Origin of the sequence: Aeromonas sp. 604282, assembly GCF_049170575.1 — a bacterium.
Lineage (GTDB): Bacteria > Pseudomonadota > Gammaproteobacteria > Enterobacterales > Aeromonadaceae > Aeromonas > Aeromonas veronii_A.
Genome location: NZ_JAAKMV010000011.1, coordinates 19,272 through 36,742 on the forward strand (window position 1 = coordinate 19,272; position 17,471 = coordinate 36,742).

Sequence of the window (17,471 nt, forward strand, 5' to 3'; positions counted from 1 at the left end):
AAAATCAGGTGGCAACTGTTAAAGTCGTTAGCAATTTTTTCAATAGGTGTGGATCAATGATTGGTCTTAGTGGGCGCTACCATAACGCATTATTCGCGGCCTGTATATTTGCCGGGCTGCTGCTCTCCTGGTTGTTTTCTGTTAATCAGCTCCTCACCGGCGACCAGACCCAGATGCTCTACAAAGGCTACCTTGGGGCTTATGAGGGGGTCTGGCTCAGCTATGGCAATGCGGCGAGTGCGGTGGGCAATGTGCCGGGGAGCTTGTCGGCCTGGCTGATTGGCGGGCCGCTGCTGCTGTGGGATTCTCCCTATGCCCCCATGGTGTTGCTGCTGGCGATGCGGTTGGTCGGTTTCCTGCTGTTTGATGCGGTGATCCGCCAGGTGTTTGATGACAGGGTGCGTCTGCTGTTTCTGGTGCTCTGCTGGCTCAACCCCTGGTTCCAGTACGAGAGTCTGCTCTACAACCCCTCCTATCTGTTCCTCTTCTCGGCCATGCACTGCTGGTCGGCCTGGCATATGCGCGAGCGGGCCTCCTTCTGGCACATGATCGTTCACCTGCTGGCCATCGGCATGGCGATGCAGCTGCACTACTCCTGGCCGCTGCTGGCGGTAATGTCCACCTATCTGTTCTGGCGCCGCATTCTCAAGGTGAGCTGGAGCGGGGTGGTGGTGGCGACCCTGCTGATCGGTGCCTCCCTGATCCCTTACGCCATGGAAGTGATGAGCAACAGCCATATTACCCAGAACGTCGATCCCGAGGCGCGCCAGCGCTATATCGGCTGGGGGTTGGTGCATGTCTATCCGGTGCTGAAATCAGTGCTCTACTGGCTGCGCTACGGCTCCTGGCTGTTTGCCAGCAAGCTGGTCAACGACACCCAGTTCATCTGGCTGGCGGGGCACGAATACCTGCAGATGGCGGCAGTCTGGCTGTGGCGGGTGGTGATTTACGGGGTAGGCTCGGCGACTGTGCTGCTGGCGGCCAAGGCCAACTGGCAGCTGTGGCGGGAACTCAAGCCACGTCTGCTGCGTAGCGATCGCGCGCCAGTGGATGGTGAGAGCTGGCTCGGCCTCTATGCGCTGGCGGCGGTGCTGGCGGTACTGGTGAGTGCGGCGCTCTCGCCCATCATCTTCAACTACTGGCACCTGATGCTGATCTTCCCCTACGCCCTGTTTCCGATCCTGCTGCTGCTGGTGCGTTGGAGCCGCCGTTACCCGCAGTGGGTTGGCAAGGGGCTGCTGGCAGCCACCCTGTTCTGCACCGCGGTGAACCTGATCGCGGCGTGCGACAGCACCAAGTTCTCCTATCAGGCGGACTACAAAACCCAGGTGCTGGAGTATCTGCAAGAGATGAAGCTGCAACCCAAGCAGTGAGTCATCCACGGCCAGCTCCCCGATCTCGGGGAGCTGGCTGTCACTATTCTAAACGGTCCATATGGGCGAAGTTTTTGGCTTCGGCAACCCAACCCTCACGCCCCTGCTTGTCCCGGATTTTTACCCACCACTGGCTCTTCGGCGTGGCAACATATTTGATCTGGTTGCGCTCGTAGTCATAGTCCAGGGTATAGGTCTTGCCCTTGTACCAGAACTGCATCGCCCCTTCCCCGAGACTGGCCAGCGTATACAGCTGCTCGCCTGCTTTCAGCTTGAGCAGCGGGCCTTCACTCTTGTCGTTATAACCGAGTGTGACCGGTTTAAGAACCTTCACTATCCCCGGCTGTTCGACGATGACGACACCCGTCAGTCCCTCTACATGCTGGCCGCGTGGCACCTTGAACAGGATGTTGGCGGCCAGCGAAGGCTCTGCTCTGGCGACCACCTCCTGTTTGGTTGTCCATTGCTGATAGGTACAACCTTCAAAAGGGCATCGGCCCCAGTCGTAATAGGGAACCTGTGGCTTTTCATCTGCACTCACCGCCACTGCAAAAAAGGACAACAGCGCCAATAACACTCTCATGAGTTTACCTGTGATAGGGGTTGGTGAATGGAGCCGCCAATATACTCCAGAGATAAAAACAACATCAAAGTTAAGGTTGATTAGCGGTGAGCATAATTGCGAGGTTGAGCAGGACTACTGCACGGCCGAAATACAATAATCTACAAGCCCAAAGCCTGTTTCTGGTGTATCTATAACCCATGAATACCACCGATTCCCTCATCCGCTACTGGCAATCCCCGCACCTGCCGGGGGTCGAGCTGTCACACTCCCACCACAGGGCGTTCAGCTACGGCCGCCATGTCCATCTCGACTACCATATCGGGCTGGTGCAGCGGGGTGGCCAGAAGTTTATCCACAAGGGCAACAGTCACCATCTGGTGCGCGGGGTGCTCTCTACCGTCAACCCGGATGAGGTGCACGACGGCCTCAGCCTGCTGCCGGAAGGGTACGAGGTGCGGGTCTTCGCCATCGATCCGCAGCAGCTGGCGCTCTGGCTGCCGGAGCAGCCTGAACCCTTCTTCGACAAGGGATTGCAGAGCCGCCCCGACCTCTATCAGGGCTTTGCCCAGCTGCACGGCTATCTCGACAACCCCAAGGCCGATGGCCTGCTTATCGAGAGCCAGCTGCTCGCCCTGCTGGGAGAGCTGCTGCATCTGGCCCCCGAGGTACACCAGTTGGCGGATCCCCAGTTGCGATTTCTGCGCGACTACCTGATGGCTACCCTCGACGAACCCCACTCGCTGGAAGAGTTGGCGGGTCTGCTCGGGCTCGATCGCTTCGCCTTCCTGCGCCAGTTCAAGAAACGCAGCGGCATGACCCCCTACGCCTGGCTGAAACGGCTGCGGCTGGAGCAGGGCAAGCGGTTGCTGGCGAGCGGGATGGCGGTGAGCGAGGTGGCGCTGGCGGTCGGTTTCTTCGATCAGAGTCACTTCCACCACGGCTTTCGCCAGGCATTCGGTCTGACACCCGCCGAATTTCGTGCCCAGATGCAATCTTTTACAAGCCGCGCCCCCCGCTGATCCGCCATGCTGGCTCTCCGTCGTTAAAGCGAGAGTTGTTATGCTGACCAGTCTGTTCGTTACCCTTGGCCTGATGCACCTGATTGCACTGGCCAGCCCTGGCCCCGATTTCGCCCTGATCCTGCGTACCAGCCTGCACCGGCCGACCGCTCTTGGCGCGGCGCTGGGCATCTCGCTGGCGATCATGGTACATGCCACCCTGAGCCTGACCGGGATCAGCATGCTGATCGCCAGTCACCCGCTGCTGTTTATGGTGATCAAGTGCTGCGGCGCCCTCTATCTGGGCTGGTTGGGGTGGGGCGCCCTGATGGCGGCTCGCCAGCAGAGCAGTACCGTGATGGCCAGCGCCGCCAACGAGCTGCGCGGCTGGGGTAGGGGCGTGCGCACTGGCCTTGCCACCAACCTGCTTAACCCCAAGGCGCTGGTGTTCTTTATCGGTCTGCTGGCCGCCATGGTGACGCCAGAGGTGGACGGGATGACCCGCAGTCTGCTGGTGGGCGAGCTGTTCATCATCTCCCTCTGCTGGTTCGGGTTGCTGGCGTGGAGCCTCTCCACCGATCGCGCCCAGCGCCTGCTGCTGCGGGTGCAGCGGCCGCTCAATCTGGTGACCGGCGTGCTGTTTGCGGTGGTCAGCCTCTCCATTCTGGCGAGCATGGGCGCCGAGCTGGTGGCCTGACGAGTCGGCGCATGGGCCTATACTCCAGCAAGGTTTACCTGTCAGGAGTGCCCGGCCATGCGTCTACTGCCTCTTTGCTGGTTGCTGGGGATGACCCCGGCGCTGGCGGCCCCGGTTCAGCTCAAATTGCTGGAGTGGGGCTATCTGCCAGCGGGTTATGAACAACAGTTTGCCGACTACGCCAAAGCCCATGGGGTGGAGGCGACGGTCAGCCGGATCGAGCCGCTGCTGACTGATTTCGACAGCGTCTACCGCGCCCTGCGCACCCGCAGCTCCGATGTGGTGCTGCCGACCAGCTACTTCTACAAGGCCCATCACCAGCCGCTGTTCAAGCTGCTGCTCCCCATCGATTTCAGCCGCCTGCAGCACTACCCCGAGGTGAAACCCGCCCTCAAGAACACCGAGTATGACAAGCAGGGGGAGCGCAACTACTCGGTGCCCTTCTCCTACGCCATGTTCAGCCTCGCCTATGACAGCAAACAGGTGCCGCAAGCGCCCACCAGTTGGCAGGTGCTCGCCAACAGCTCGCCGCCGGGCCAGTTTGCCGAGTTCTGCGACCAGTTCGAGCCACTGCTCTTTTCGGTGCTGCTTTCGCTGGGCAAGTCGCCCGCCCTGTTTGCCAGCGGCGAGATGCTGGCCGACAAGACCTTGCAGCAAGAGGTGGAGCAGCAACTCTCGCAGCGGCTGCGAGCCAGTCGAGGCTTCTGGTTCAATCAGGCCAACCGCTGTGAGGATCTGCGCCAGCAGACCTTTGCCACCACCTGGGGGCTGGAGCTGGTGGAGTGCAACAAGCAGAACGAGCAGCAGTGGCGGATCGCCATGGTGCAGGAGGGGGCCATCTATGCCCTCGATGCGATCTCCATCGCCCGCCATGTCGGGGATGATCCCGCACGGCTCAAGGGTGCCTACCTGCTGGTGGATTTTCTGCTGAGCGCGCCGCTGCAACGCCAGATGCTGGTGGGTACGCCCACCATCTCGGCCAGCAATATTGCCTCCCGGCCGCCCCTCAGCCCGCAGGAGCAGGCGGTGCTGCCGGATCGCCCGCTGCCGGAGTTTGACGAGCGGCTGCTGGTGCCCGCGTTGCCCGCCCATATCAAGAATCGCTACAAACGGATGGTGCAGCAGGCGATCGTCGCCAGCGGCAAAGAGGGGCTGGTCAAGCAGTGCCCCTGGGATCTCGATAACTGATGAATGAGCCTGCCGCTTCTCCGGCGGCAGGCAAGTTTGCGCAAGATGGCTGATGATCGGTCATCGCCCGTTCCAGGGCATTTCCCCGTTCAACTCACGCCGCTCGCGGGCCCCCATCGTTTGAAAAAACTGAGCGCTTTCCGCAATCCCATTTAGCCGGATTAAACAACCGAACCCTCGCCAGATTGCCGTTCGTACCCTGGCTGACCCTGTACAAAAGTGCCTCAATTGTGACAACTTGGATGTGAGCTGAACAATCCTGATCCTTCCCTTGTGGGAAAGTGATGAATAGGTTATTTCTCTGTGACATTGGCGGCATCCGGCACGGGTTCTCCAGCCATGTGGTGCGAAATCCACAGCAAAAACAAACAGTAAAATGCAGGAGCAAATATGAAAAAGGTCGTGATGGTTGCCGTGGCTGCGGCCCTGCTGGGTGGCTGCGCCGTCAAGAATCAGGTATCCCACAGCTTGCAGGCGATCCCGCTGACAGCCTTCCAGCAGAACGAGAGCAACCCCAATCAGCGCGTCTACAAGGAGCCGGGTGTTGATCTGCGCCAATACAATGAGGTGCTGCTCGATCCGCTGCAGTTTATTCGTCAGGAGAACGGTCAGTGGTATCTGCTGACCGCCAATGAACAGAACCAGATTGGCCGCTACTACCACGACAAGTTCCAGAGCGAGCTGATCAAGCAGGGCGTCAAGATCGCCACCGCACCCGGCCCGAAAGTCATGCGGATCCAGGCCGCCGTCACCAACTTCGACCTGACCCGCCCCGACCCCAAGCTGCGTGACCTGCTGCCCGCCAAGATCGCCATCAATGTCACCCGCGAAGTGATCGGCAAGGAGCCTTACCTGCTCAAGGTGGGCAGCATGGCCCAGCTGCTCGACTCCCAGAGTGGCAAGCTGCTGGTGCGGGTGATGGATGCCCGTGAGAGCACGGATACCACCCACAAGGATGAGCCCATTACCGCCGAGGAGATGGAGAAGATGATCGACCAGTGGGCGGCCAGCCGCGCCAAACAGCTGGCGGACAATCTGGGGCGCTGAACGATTGGTGCGTCCAAGCGGGGCGCAGCGGGAGCCTTTTGGGCTGCAATAATGGCAAGATGTTGATAAGGTGGTCATTTTGCAGGCAGGAGAAAATGATATGAAACGCGTGTTGTTACCCATCCTTGTTGCTGGCCTGTTGAGTGCCTGTAGCACCTCGTCACCCACGCCGGAGTGTGCGCCGATGGCGGGTGGCTGGCAGAGTCAGCCGTTGCCCAATGCTGAAGGGGAGGCTGCGTTGGCCAGCGTGCTGGCTCGCATGAACACGGCCGCCAAACTGCAGAGCATCCGCGAGGTGCGCAGCCAGGTGGTCTCCGGGGTCAACTACGACATCGAGTTCCAGCTCGACAACGGAGAGGTGTGGAACACCCGTGTCTATCGGGATCTTGCCGGCAACTACCAGATGACCCGCCCAGCTGCACAGGGCGAGCTTCCTCCCTTGCCTTGCGTCAAGGCCAAGTAATTCCTGCTTGTTGAGCCCCTCGTCAGAGGGGCTCATCTGACCAGAAAATTTCTGCTTTTCTCCCCGCATTCTGACAGTCAGGATGACCCTTCCCGTGACCGCATCCTCATGGAAAAGGAACCGCTATGACCCGCCCCCCCTGCATCAAACACTGGAGCGAGCTGCAAGAGCAGACGCCGCGCTACTACTCCGGCAGTCAGGAGCCCCTTTCTCGCGGCTGCGCCCTCGGCAAGCACTTCGGCTTTAGCCGCATCGGCATTCACCACGAGATCGTCGAACCCGGCCATCGCACCAGCTGGCCCCATGCCGAAAAGACCGAAGACGAGTTTGTCCACGTGCTGGAAGGGATGCCGGATGTCTGGCTCGATGGCGTGCTCTATCGGCTGCAACCGGGCGACTCGGTGGGCTTCAAGGCCGGTGACGGGCTGGCCCACGTCTTTATCAACAACACCGAAGAGACTGTCCGGCTGCTTTGCATCGGCGATACCGATCGGGAGGACAACCGCATCCACTACGCCGTTCACCCCGAGCGTAATATCACCCTCGGCAAGCTGCACTGGGACGACGTGCCCGAGCGCGAGCTGGGGGATCACGACGGCCTGCCCGACCAGCTGCGCGAGAGCAAAGGCCCCTTCTAGGGCGGAGCCTTTCTGCGCACCCCGACATAAAAAAGCCTGCCGCGTGGCAGGCTTTTGCTATCTGTTTGCCGCCTGTGGCGAGCGGCGCTTATTGCAGGTTGAGCCCGCCCAGATAGTCGCGCTTGCCGAGATCGACCCCGGCGCGGCGCAGCAGGGCGTAGGTCATGGTGAGGTGGAAGTAGAAGTTGGGAATGCCGTACTCATGGACGCAGGTATGGCCATCCATCCCCTTGCCGCCCGCCCAGTGGGGTACGTAACGGCCGCTGGCATACTGGCTGTAGTCCGCGTCCAGCTTGCCCTGCAGATAGGTGATGGTCTTGCCGATATGGGCGCGCAGATCGGCCATGGTTTTGGGCTCATCGCCCATGGCCGGCAGCTCGCTGTGGCTGGCGGTGGCGACCACGGTGCGGGCCGAATCGCAGCAGATCAGCACCTGCTTGCTGAAGGGCAGCATATCGACGATCAGCCGCTCGCCGAAAAAGTTCTCCACGTTGAACTGCTTCGCCGCGGCGTGGGCCTCGGCCCTGGCCAGACAGTGGTCGAGGTTGGTCAGCATCTTGATGAACTGGGCGGTGATATCGCGATTCATGAGCACTCTCCATCTTGTTGAAACAGCGGCCCGCTTGCGCGGCCACGGTGAATGAGACTGGCTAATCGGCCACCAATATACCCCAACCGCTGCCGGGTTCGAGCCTACCACGATGAAAACGGCAGGGCAGCGCTACTTCGCGCGACAACCGTTGGCCAAGGGGCAGCGCTCGCTTTTTGAGCCTGTGAGTCCCTTATCACCCCTTTTTTGATCTGTGACATAAATCACCTTTTTTCAGGGGCGTAGGCTGAATGCGTTGTCCTGGACACGCGCCTGCACATCCGCCAGGACACAAGAAAAGGAGAATGAGATGAAGATCTATGACCGTAACCGCAATGTGCTGAACCTGGGTCAGCGCGTGATGATTGCCGCCACTGGCGCAGTCGACTTTCTGAAAGAGGCCCACACCGACAATATGACCCCCTATCAGGCGGAGCATGAGAAGTGCGTGCTGCTGGCAAACTCCGGTGAGCGCTACGCCCCCATCGAGTTGATTAGACTAGGCTGATCCCTTTCACTGTCACCCTACTCTTTACAATTCACCCGGCCGCCGCGCCCCATCTGGCGGCCGGGTTTCTGAGTTCCCCTCTCTGCTTTACCCCCATCAATTACATCGACTCAAGCTGCGTTGAGTCATCGTGTAGGTTCGATTAGCGAAGCGTAATCGGACGATCGCGTAATCGAACATCCGCGTAATGGAATATCCGCACCATCACGACCGGCAAGCAGATCGACGTGAGGCAAGACTATGCTTGGCTTTTCGGTCTCAACGAGGGGAAAAGGATGGCCAATTGGCGGCGGGCATGGTGGCCCGGAGGAACCTGGTTCTTCACCGTCAACCTGCTGGAGCGGCGCAACAACCGGTTGCTGGTGGAGCAGATCGACCTGCTGCGCCATAGCGTTGCCAAGGTACAGCAGGCTCACCCCTTCGCCATTCATGCATGGGTGGTGTTGCCCGACCATCTCCACTGCATTCTCTCTTTGCCGGAAGGGGACACCGATTTCCCCCTGCGTTGGCGGCTGATCAAAAGCCACTTTTCCCGCGCCTTGCCAATGAACGAACGGCGCAGCCAGACCCGGTTACGCCACGGGGAGCGGGGCATCTGGCAACGCCATTATTGGGAGCATCTGATCCGGGATGAGCAGGATTACCGCCGCCATATGGATTACGTCCATATCAACCCGCTCAAGCATGGTCATGTTACGCGGGTGGCCGATTGGCCATATTCCACCTTCCATCGTTATGTGGCGAGCGGCGTCTATCCACCGGATTGGTGCGGGTCGGTGGATGGGGCATCGGGGGGATTGGAGTAAACCCCTAAAAGGGTTGTTCCGTTGTAAGCGTCCGATTACGCGAACGTCTTACGCGATCGTCCGATTACTCGATCGTCCGATTACGCTTCGCTAATCGAACCTACGATCCTGCGTCATTTAACCATATGAATATATTGTGTTTTTGTGCTTCTCTGAACGTTGGGGTATCACAAATAGTGATATATTTTCATTGACGGCTAGGGCACGATTGTCCATGATTCCGGTTACACATTTGACTCACAAATTGTAAGTTAAGGGTGTAAAAAAGGGCCCGAAGGCCCTTGGTTAGATCTGGTAATACTGCACTTTGGTTGCTTCTGGTGTGCGAGACCAAAAGTAATCGTTGAAATCGTGCGGGACTACACTAAGCAGAAATAAAAACACAAATCCTACAAGCTTTTGTCTTAAAGCGTCTAGGAACCCTGATATGAGCCACCTGATCCATTTTGGAAGGGTGGCTTTATCATTTGTAGTCTTTGGTGTTGAACGACGTGAACGTCGTGGTCTTTTTGGCATAGATAACCTCCATCATTTGCCATGGGATGGACATAGTTTTGCCCGGGAAGGGTTTTGATACTTCGTTTATCACCATGAGTTGCTCCTCATTTGATGTAAAACCACTATATGTGGTGCTCCTGCCGCTTCGTAACACAAGATAATGGTGCAGAGACATAGTTGCAATGTGTGGATAACTGGCGTGCTGTGGATAAATTGTGAGTCCCACCCTGTCTGTTAGTATCCACTCACACTGAGCGGGTTTTCATCCGTCCGCTCCGCTAAATACAAGTCTCCCGATCAAGGATGGAAAATTTAAATAACTTTTTTTGCTTGCGAAAAGGGTGCTTTTTTAATAGCAAACTTAAGTTGAATATACCTTGCCCAATATGGGACAAATATTGTTCTTCCACAGCTTAAACACAGCTGTAGGTTCGAATAGCGAAGCGTATTCGGACGATCGCGTATTTAAAGTTGTCGCGATAGGCAATATAAAAATCAACCCGGCCTAAGCCGGGTTGGTTATTTCAAAAGGCAGGAAAAATCAGAGCGCTTCCAATCTGGCATACGCCGTCACCAGCCACTTGGCGCCGACGTCGTCGAACTGGATCTGCACCCGGCTCTGCTGGCCGACCCCTTCGAAGTTGAGTACCACCCCTTCGCCGAATTTCGGATGGAGCACCCGCTGGCCGAGCTTGATGCCGCTGGCGTCGAAGCTCTGCTGCACCTCGTTCTGGCTAAAGCGGCCGTACTGGGTGGGGCGGCTGACCTGGGTGCGCAGCCGGATCTCTTCCAGACACTCGGCGGGCATCTCGCGGATAAAGCGGCTCGGTTTGTGGAACATCTCGCGGCCGTAGATGCGGCGGCTCTCGGCATAACAGATGTAGAGCTTCTCCATGGCGCGGGTCATGCCGACGTAACAGAGGCGGCGCTCCTCTTCCAGCCGGCCCGACTCCTCGGTGGATTGCTGGCTGGGGAACATCCCTTCCTCGACGCCGACCAGCAGCACCAGCGCGAACTCCAAGCCCTTGGCGCTGTGCAGGGTCATCAGCTGCACCGCATCGGCATATTCGTCGGCCTGATTCTCGCCGGACTCCAGCGCCGCGTGGGCGAGGAAGGCGGAGAGATCGCTCATATCCTCCAGTTCGTCCGGGCGCTGGTACTGGCGGCAGGCGGTGACCAGTTCGTCCAGGTTCTCTACCCGTGCCTGGGATTTCTCGCCCTTTTCCGCCAGATACATCGCCTTGAGGCCGGAGTTCTGGATGGCGATATCCGCCTGCTGGTGCAGCGGCAGCATGGAGACCTGCTCCTCCAGCGCGTCGATCAGCTCGACAAAGCCGCGCACCGCGTTGCCGGCGCGACCGGTCAGCACCTTGTCATTGAGCAGCGCCTTGGCCGATTGCCACAGGTTGAGCCCCTGATCGCGGGCGTTGCCGCGCAGGATCTCGAGGGTGCGATCGCCGATGCCACGGGTCGGGGTGTTGACCACCCGCTCGAAGCTGGCGTCGTCGCCACGGTTGTTGATAAGCCGCAGGTAGGCCATGGCGTCTTTAATTTCCTGCCGCTCGAAGAAGCGCAGGCCGCCGTAGATGCGGTAGGGCATGGCGTCCTGCATCAGTGCCTCTTCCAGCACCCGTGACTGGGCGTTGGAGCGATAGAGGATGGCGCAGTCGGCCAAGAGGCCGCCCTTTTCCTTCCAATCCTTGAGACGGCCGACCACGAAGCGCGCTTCGTCCACCTCGTTGAAGGCGGCGTAGAGGGAAATCGGCTCGCCCTCGGCCCCTTCGGTCCACAGCTCCTTGCCAAGGCGCTCGGCGTTGTTGGCGATGACGCTGTTGGCCGCTTTGAGGATATTGGCGGTGGAGCGGTAGTTCTGTTCGAGGCGGATGGTCTCGGCGCCCTGATAGTCGGTCAGGAAGCGCTGGATGTTCTCGATTTTGGCGCCGCGCCAGCCGTAGATGGACTGGTCATCATCGCCAACGATCATCACCTTGCCGCTGTTGCCCGCCAGCATTCGCAGCCAGGCGTACTGGATGCCGTTGGTATCCTGAAACTCGTCCACCAGGATGTTCTGGAAGCGGTCGCGGTAGTGCTCGAGGATGTGGGGTTTGTTCAGCCACAGCTCGTGGGCGCGCAGCAGCAGCTCGGCAAAGTCCACCAGACCGGAGCGATCGCAGGTCTCCTGATAGGTCTTGTAGATCTGCTGATAGGTGCGGGTGACGGGGTCGCCGTAGAGGTCGATGTCGCCGGGGCGCAGCCCCTCGTCCTTCTTGCCGTTGATGTAGCCCATCACGGCGCGCGGAGCCCAGTGCTTCTCGTCGAGGTTGAGCGCTTTGAGCACCCGGCGGATCAGCCGGTACTGGTCGTCGGAGTCGAGGATCTGGAAATCCTGCGGCAAGCCCGCATCCAGATGGTGGGCCCGCAGCAAACGGTGGGCGATGCCGTGGAAGGTGCCGATCCACATGCCGCGCACGCCGTCGCCGATCACCTTCTCGACCCGGCCGCGCATCTCGGCCGCCGCCTTGTTGGTAAAGGTGACCGCGATGATAGAGAAGGGTGAACAGCGTTCCACCTGCATCAGCCAGGCGATACGGTGCACCAGCACCCGGGTCTTGCCCGAACCGGCACCGGCCAGCACCAGCAGGTTGCTGCGGGGCGCCGCAACGGCATCTCTTTGCTTGTCGTTGAGCCCGTCGAGCAGGGTTGAAACGTCCATCACCACTCCTGTTTATTTATACAGGCGGGGATTATACGGCCATCCCCCTGCCAGACCAAATCCAAACTCGGGGGGAGGGGGGAGATGGGGTCTTGCAAGGGCGCCGGTGCGGCCTTTTTTGGCTGGCGCAGAGAGAACGGGACGGGGAGGTCTCCAGCTGTAGCCAATCCTTGCTCGCGCGGTTTGTGGGGATTTTGCGAGCCGGATCACGGGCTTGCCGGGGGGCTGGATGAATAAGAGGGGAAAACGGTTTACAGTAACTTGCTGAACAATAAGAGAAATGTCGTTTGGGTCTTTTGGTTGTTAGCATAAAAAACTGAAAAGTAGCTAAAAAACAACTGCTTATAAGGTTATTTGCTTAGAATTCAAACCGTTAACGCAAACGTTTTTCCCTTATCATTTGCTTGACCCGCATCGGGGCTGACTTAGAGTAAGCCTGCGTGCTAGATAGCCTGCTCTGACAGGCAAGCAAGTTCCCTCACTTAATAACAATCAAGGATACGATCGTGACTAAAGTGCTCAAGCTGGCCACTGTGGCCTCCCTCACTCTCGCTGCTCTCTCTGCTCAGGCTGCTTCCGAGCCAGCCGTCATTTATGACACCGCGGGCAAGTATGACAAATCATTCAACGAAGCCGTGTTCCGTAACGGCGTCGAGCTCTACAACAAGGACAAGGGCGTCAAGGTCAAAGAGTTTGAACCCCAGAACGAAGCCCAGCGCGAGCAGGGCCTGCGTCGTCTGGCCAGCCGTGGCAACGGCCCGATCGTGGCGGTCGGTTTCAACATGGGCTCTGCCGTAGAAAAAGTGGCGACCGAATTCCCGAAAACCCAGTTCACCATCATCGACATGGTGGTCGACAAGCCGAACGTCCAGTCCGTCATCTTCAAGGAGCATGAAGGTTCCTTCCTGGTGGGCGCGCTGGCTGCCATCGCTTCCAAGAGCGGCAAGGTCGGCTTCGTGGGTGGCATGGATATCCCGCTGATCCGCAAATTCCAGTGCGGTTACGAGCAGGGTGCCAAGTTCGTCAATCCGAAGATCGAAGTGTTCCAGAACATGGCGGGCTCTACCCCGGCCGCGTTTGCTGACCCGGCCAAAGGTGCCGAGCTGGCCAAGTCCCAGTTCGCCAAGGGCGCTGACGTGGTTTACGCCGCAGCTGGCGGTACCGGTATCGGTGTCTATCAGGCAGCCAAGGACAGCGGCAAGTTCGCCATCGGTGTGGACTCCAACCAGAACCACCTGCAACCGGGCACCATGCTGACCTCCATGGTCAAGTCTGTGGGTCTGGCCGCTTACCAGACCTGGGATGACGCTGCCAAAGGCGAGTGGAAACCGGGTATCAAGAACCTGGGTCTGGCCGAAGGCGGTGTGGATTGGGCGCTCGACAAGGACAACGAGAAGCTGATCACCCCGGAAATGAAAGCCAAGGTGGATGCCATCAAGGCTGAAATCATCGCTGGCAAGGTCAAGGTTCATGACTACATGAGCGATAACACCTGCAAATACTAATTAGATAGTTGCTACGACTCTCAACGCACCACCGGCCCGCACGGGCCGGTTTTTAGTCTTATTTCATGAAACGCAGGGCTGCATCATGGACCAGACAGATCGCTATGCCATCGAATTAAGAGGTATCGATAAGCGGTTCGGCGAAGTGTACGCCAACAAGCTGATCGACCTTAAGGTTCGCAAAGGCAGTATCCACGGCATTGTCGGCGAAAATGGCGCCGGTAAGTCCACCCTGATGAGCATCATTTATGGTTTCTACCATGCCGACAAAGGCGAGATGCTGATCGACGGGAATCCTTTCAAACCCCATGGCTCACAAGATGCGATTGCCGCAGGCGTGGGCATGGTTCACCAGCACTTCATGCTGGTCAATAACTTCACCGTATTGGAAAACGTCATCCTCGGCGCTGAGAACGGCTGGCACCTTCAGCAGAGCGTGGCGTCAGCCGAAAAGTTGCTGGGCGAACTGGCGCGAGATTATGGCCTAGACGTGCCGCTGCACGAGAAGGTCGAAGATCTGCCGGTTGGCTTGCAACAGCGGGTCGAAATTCTCAAGGCGCTCTATCGCGGCGCCCGCATCCTGATCCTCGACGAGCCGACCGGGGTACTGACCCCGCAAGAGGCGGATCACCTGTTCGAGGTGCTGAAAAAGCTGCGGGATCAGGGGGCGACCATCATCCTCATCACCCACAAGCTGCGGGAGATCCTGGCCATTACCGATCAGGTTTCCATCATGCGCCGTGGCGAGATGGTGGCCCACGTCGCCACCAAGGATACCGACAAGGAGCAGCTGGCCGAGCTGATGGTGGGCCGCAAGGTACGCCTCAAGGTCGACAAGGGGCCAACCCAACCCGGTGAAGCCAAGCTGAAGATCGAAGGGCTCAGCTATTTCGACGCCAGCAAGGTGGAGCGGGTCAAATCGGTCAGCTTCGAGGTGCGGGCCGGTGAAGTGGTCGGCATCGCCGGGGTCTCAGGCAACGGCCAGTCCGAACTGCTCAGTCTGCTTGGCGGCATTCTCAAGCCGAGCAAGGGTGGCTTTACCATCAGCAGCCGCAGCGGCGTGCACAAGGTGAGCGCGGAGCACCCGGCTGATCCCGAGCTGGTGCGCAACTACGGCCTCGGCCATGTGCCGGAAGACAGGCACAAGATGGGGCTGATCAACCGCTTCGAGGCGAAAGAGGCCTTTATTCTCGGTTATCACCGTCGCCCGCAATACAACAAGGGGTGGCTGCAGAACAAGGAGGCGATCCAGCAGGATTGTCAGGCCAAGATGGAGAAGTGGGACGTGCGCCCGCCCCATCCCGATCACAAGACCGCCAACTTCTCCGGTGGCAACCAGCAGAAGCTGGTGATCGCCCGTGAAGTGGAGCAGGACCCGGATGTGCTGTTGATCGGTCAGCCGACCCGCGGGGTCGACATCGGCGCCATCGAGTATATCCACCAGCAGATCATCGCCATGCGTGACAAGGGCAAGGCGGTGTTGCTGGTCTCGGTGGAGCTGGACGAGATCATGAGCCTCGCTGACCGGATCCTGGTCATTGCCGATGGCCGCATCGTCGGCGAGCTGGATGGTGCCAAGGCGGATGAGCGCACCATTGGTCTGATGATGGCGAATATCGTTCCCGATGACGTTGCCAAGGAGGCCCACTGATGAGCCAAGTACGTATTCCTGCCTGGGTCTCCGTAGGCGTCTTGTCTGCGGTCAACATCCTGCTGGCCTTCCTGGTGTCGGCCATTCTGTTCTACTACCTCGACATCAACCCGGTCGATGCCGCCAAGATCATGTGGTACGGCGCGTTCGGCACAGGTGAAGGGGTCGGCTTCACCCTCTACTACGCAACCGGCTTTATCTTTACCGGTCTGTCGGTGGCGGTCGCCTTCCACGCCGGTCTGTTCAACATCGGTGGTGAAGGTCAGGCCTATATCGGCGGTCTCGGTGTGGGTCTGGTCTGTCTGATGCTCGGCGATGTGCTGCCGTTTGCCCTGCTGTTGCCGCTCTCCATCATTGCCGGTGGTCTGTTCGGTGCGGCCTGGGCCTTTATTCCGGCCTGGCTGCAAGCCAAGCGCGGCAGCCATATCGTTATCACCACCATCATGTTCAACTTCATCGCCGCCTCGCTGATGGCCTATCTGCTGGTGGAGGTGTTCAAGCCGCCCGGCTCGATGGCGACCGAGAGCAAGGTGTTTGCCGAAGCAAGCTGGCTGCCCAAGATGAGCGGGCTGGCGAACCTGTTCGGGATGGAGATCCCCAACAGCCCGCTCAATATCAGCTTCTTCTGGGCGCTGATCTGTGCGGCGCTGGTGTGGGTCTTTATCTGGCACACCCGCTGGGGTTACGAGATCCGCTCGGTCGGCGCCAGCCAAAGCGCCTCCGCCTACGCCGGTATCTCCTATCCCAAGGTGGTGATCCTGGCCATGGTCATCTCCGGCATGCTGTCGGGCTTCTTTGCCCTCAACGTGCTGCAGGGTGAGCTGCACCAAATCAAGCTCAACTTTGTGGAAGGGTTCGGCTTCACCGGTATCGCGGTGGCGCTGATGGGGCGCAACCATCCGGTCGGCGTCATCATCGCCAGCCTGCTGTTTGGCTTCCTCTATCAGGGGGGCGCCGAGCTCAGCTTCGAGTTCGGTGTCGACCGCAACATCGTGGTGGTGTTGCAGGGTCTGGTGATCCTGTTCTGTGGCGCCCTTGAGCACATGATGCGTCCGCGCATCGAGCAGCTCTATCTGGCGTTTGCCAACCGCTCAGCCGCGCAAGCTAAAGGAGTCTGATCATGTTTGAAATTCTGATCCTGATGCTGGATGCGACCATCCGTACCGCGCCGCCGCTCATTCTGGCCGCCATGGCGGGCATGTTTTGCGAGCGCTCCGGGGTGGTCAACATCGCGCTGGAAGGCAAACTGCTGGCGGCGGCGTTCGCCAGTGGTGCGGCTGCGGCGGTCTCCGGTTCTGCCTGGGTAGGTCTGGGTGCCGGGGTGGGTGTCTCCATCCTGTTTGCTCTGATGCACGGCTTTGCCACCATCACCCACCGCGGTGATCAGGTGGTGAGCGGCATGGCCATCAACATTCTGGCGGCCGGTCTGACCGTGACCCTGGGTCGTTACTGGTTCGATCAGGGGGGCCAGACTCCAGCGCTCTCCGGTGATGCCCGTTTCGCCCCCATCGATCTGCCCTATGCCAAGGAGCTGTGGGATGTGCCGGTGATCGGCCAGCTCTACAGCGAACTGCTGAGCGGCCACTCCCTGCTGGAGTACGTGGCGTTCGCCTGCGTACCGCTGGCCTGGTGGGTGATGTTCCGTACCCGCTTCGGTCTGCGTCTGCGGGCGGTGGGCGAGGCGCCCGCAGCGGTCGATACCGCCGGTATCTCTGTGGTGCGGATGCGCTACACCGCGCTCCTCATCGGCGGCCTGCTGGCCGGTATCGGTGGCACCTATCTGGCGGTGGCCCAGACGGCCCAGTTCATCCCCAATATGAGTGCGGGCAAGGGCTTTATGGCACTGGCGGCGCTGGTGTTCGGCAAGTGGCGTCCCTGGAATGCCATGGCCGCCTGTCTGCTGTTCGGCTTCCTCGATGCGGTCGCCATCCGCCTGCAAGGGGTCAGCATCGGTGGCTTCGCCATTCCGGTGCAGGCCATCGAGGCACTGCCCTACATCCTGACCGTGTTCCTGCTGGCCGGCTTTATCGGCCGCGCTGTGGCCCCCAAGGCACTTGGTACACCTTATGTGAAGGAGCGGGAGTAGCGCCCTTTAGCGCGATACTCCCACCCACGCAGATAACAGCAGGCCCACTTCGGTGGGCCTGTTTTTTTATGGGCGGGATGGGGCAGACCAGCCGGGATCTGGATGGTGTGATAGAGGGGGATGATGGCGTGAAGGGATAAACGGGC

Annotated in this window: 17 protein-coding genes; 14 read left to right on the forward strand and 3 right to left on the reverse strand. The window is 59.4% G+C overall.

Going from position 1 to position 17,471, the window contains the following annotated elements; all coding sequences use genetic code 11:
* The first annotated feature begins 173 nt into the window (after nucleotides 1-173).
* Nucleotides 174-1,373, forward strand: coding sequence for a 3-deoxy-D-manno-octulosonic acid transferase (locus tag G5367_RS13595; RefSeq protein ID WP_083243847.1), 1,200 nt, complete (start codon nucleotides 174-176; stop codon nucleotides 1,371-1,373).
* A 43-nt stretch (nucleotides 1,374-1,416) separates the two neighbouring features.
* Here the strand turns inward: G5367_RS13595 and G5367_RS13600 are convergent, their stop codons facing one another.
* Nucleotides 1,417-1,956 carry a hypothetical protein gene (locus tag G5367_RS13600; RefSeq protein ID WP_199416617.1) on the reverse strand — a complete coding sequence of 180 codons (540 nt, stop codon included), beginning with the start codon at nucleotides 1,954-1,956 and terminating at the stop codon, nucleotides 1,417-1,419.
* Nucleotides 1,957-2,135: 179 nt separating this feature from the next.
* On the opposite strand from G5367_RS13600, the gene G5367_RS13605 reads away from it, so the two are divergent.
* The 6 genes from G5367_RS13605 (at nucleotide 2,136) to G5367_RS13630 (ending at nucleotide 6,969) form a co-directional block, all read left to right on the forward strand.
* Nucleotides 2,136-2,957 carry a helix-turn-helix transcriptional regulator gene (locus G5367_RS13605; protein WP_158114119.1) on the forward strand — a complete coding sequence of 274 codons (822 nt, stop codon included), beginning with the start codon at nucleotides 2,136-2,138 and terminating at the stop codon, nucleotides 2,955-2,957.
* Between the two features lie 40 nt (nucleotides 2,958-2,997).
* A complete protein-coding gene (locus G5367_RS13610) occupies nucleotides 2,998-3,633 on the forward strand; it encodes a LysE family translocator (protein WP_058059345.1) in 636 nt (211 codons plus the stop codon).
* A 57-nt stretch (nucleotides 3,634-3,690) separates the two neighbouring features.
* Nucleotides 3,691-4,821, forward strand: a complete 1,131-nt coding sequence (locus G5367_RS13615) for an ABC transporter substrate-binding protein (protein WP_421244443.1) — start codon at nucleotides 3,691-3,693, stop codon at nucleotides 4,819-4,821.
* A gap of 390 nt (nucleotides 4,822-5,211) precedes the next feature.
* A complete protein-coding gene (locus tag G5367_RS13620) occupies nucleotides 5,212-5,868 on the forward strand; it encodes a DUF3313 domain-containing protein (protein ID WP_421244444.1) in 657 nt (218 codons plus the stop codon).
* A 100-nt stretch (nucleotides 5,869-5,968) separates the two neighbouring features.
* Entirely contained in the window at nucleotides 5,969-6,331 is a 363-nt protein-coding gene (locus G5367_RS13625) for a cystatin domain-containing protein (RefSeq protein ID WP_042054283.1), read from the forward strand.
* Between the two features lie 125 nt (nucleotides 6,332-6,456).
* Nucleotides 6,457-6,969, forward strand: coding sequence for a cupin domain-containing protein (locus G5367_RS13630; RefSeq protein WP_421244445.1), 513 nt, complete (start codon nucleotides 6,457-6,459; stop codon nucleotides 6,967-6,969).
* Nucleotides 6,970-7,057: 88 nt separating this feature from the next.
* On the opposite strand, the gene G5367_RS13635 is transcribed toward G5367_RS13630, so the two are convergent.
* Nucleotides 7,058-7,558 (reverse strand): DUF1993 domain-containing protein, encoded by a 501-nt coding sequence (locus tag G5367_RS13635; RefSeq protein WP_421244446.1) that lies wholly within the window; start codon nucleotides 7,556-7,558, stop codon nucleotides 7,058-7,060.
* Between the two features lie 310 nt (nucleotides 7,559-7,868).
* Here G5367_RS13635 and ydfZ point away from each other — a divergent pair, with 310 nt between their 5' ends.
* From ydfZ to G5367_RS13650, 3 genes are all read left to right on the forward strand, one after another.
* Entirely contained in the window at nucleotides 7,869-8,066 is a 198-nt protein-coding gene (gene ydfZ / locus G5367_RS13640; RefSeq protein WP_005342516.1) for a putative selenium delivery protein YdfZ, read from the forward strand.
* Between the two features lie 275 nt (nucleotides 8,067-8,341).
* Complete coding sequence (locus tag G5367_RS13645) at nucleotides 8,342-8,872, forward strand: REP-associated tyrosine transposase (protein ID WP_139394847.1); 531 nt, start codon at nucleotides 8,342-8,344, stop codon at nucleotides 8,870-8,872.
* 427 nt (nucleotides 8,873-9,299) lie between these two features.
* Nucleotides 9,300-9,446 (forward strand): hypothetical protein, encoded by a 147-nt coding sequence (locus tag G5367_RS13650; RefSeq protein WP_421244447.1) that lies wholly within the window; start codon nucleotides 9,300-9,302, stop codon nucleotides 9,444-9,446.
* Nucleotides 9,447-9,911: 465 nt separating this feature from the next.
* Here G5367_RS13650 and uvrD read toward each other — a convergent pair whose 3' ends face one another.
* Nucleotides 9,912-12,083, reverse strand: coding sequence for a DNA helicase II (gene uvrD / locus G5367_RS13655; protein WP_421244448.1), 2,172 nt, complete (start codon nucleotides 12,081-12,083; stop codon nucleotides 9,912-9,914).
* Nucleotides 12,084-12,589: 506 nt separating this feature from the next.
* Here uvrD and G5367_RS13660 point away from each other — a divergent pair.
* The 4 genes from G5367_RS13660 (at nucleotide 12,590) to G5367_RS13675 (ending at nucleotide 17,325) form a co-directional block, all read left to right on the forward strand.
* On the forward strand, nucleotides 12,590-13,588 hold the full coding sequence (locus G5367_RS13660; RefSeq protein WP_005340803.1) for a BMP family lipoprotein: 999 nt from the start codon (nucleotides 12,590-12,592) through the stop codon (nucleotides 13,586-13,588).
* Nucleotides 13,589-13,673: 85 nt separating this feature from the next.
* Nucleotides 13,674-15,239, forward strand: a complete 1,566-nt coding sequence (locus G5367_RS13665) for an ABC transporter ATP-binding protein (RefSeq protein WP_100644783.1) — start codon at nucleotides 13,674-13,676, stop codon at nucleotides 15,237-15,239.
* Nucleotides 15,239-16,357: an ABC transporter permease gene (locus G5367_RS13670; protein WP_005357011.1), complete on the forward strand. Its 1,119-nt coding sequence runs from the start codon at nucleotides 15,239-15,241 to the stop codon at nucleotides 16,355-16,357. Before G5367_RS13665 ends, G5367_RS13670 begins: the two co-directional genes overlap by 1 nt.
* Before the next feature lie 2 nt (nucleotides 16,358-16,359).
* Nucleotides 16,360-17,325, forward strand: a complete 966-nt coding sequence (locus G5367_RS13675; RefSeq protein ID WP_005340795.1) for an ABC transporter permease — start codon at nucleotides 16,360-16,362, stop codon at nucleotides 17,323-17,325.
* The last annotated feature ends 146 nt before the right edge of the window (nucleotides 17,326-17,471 follow it).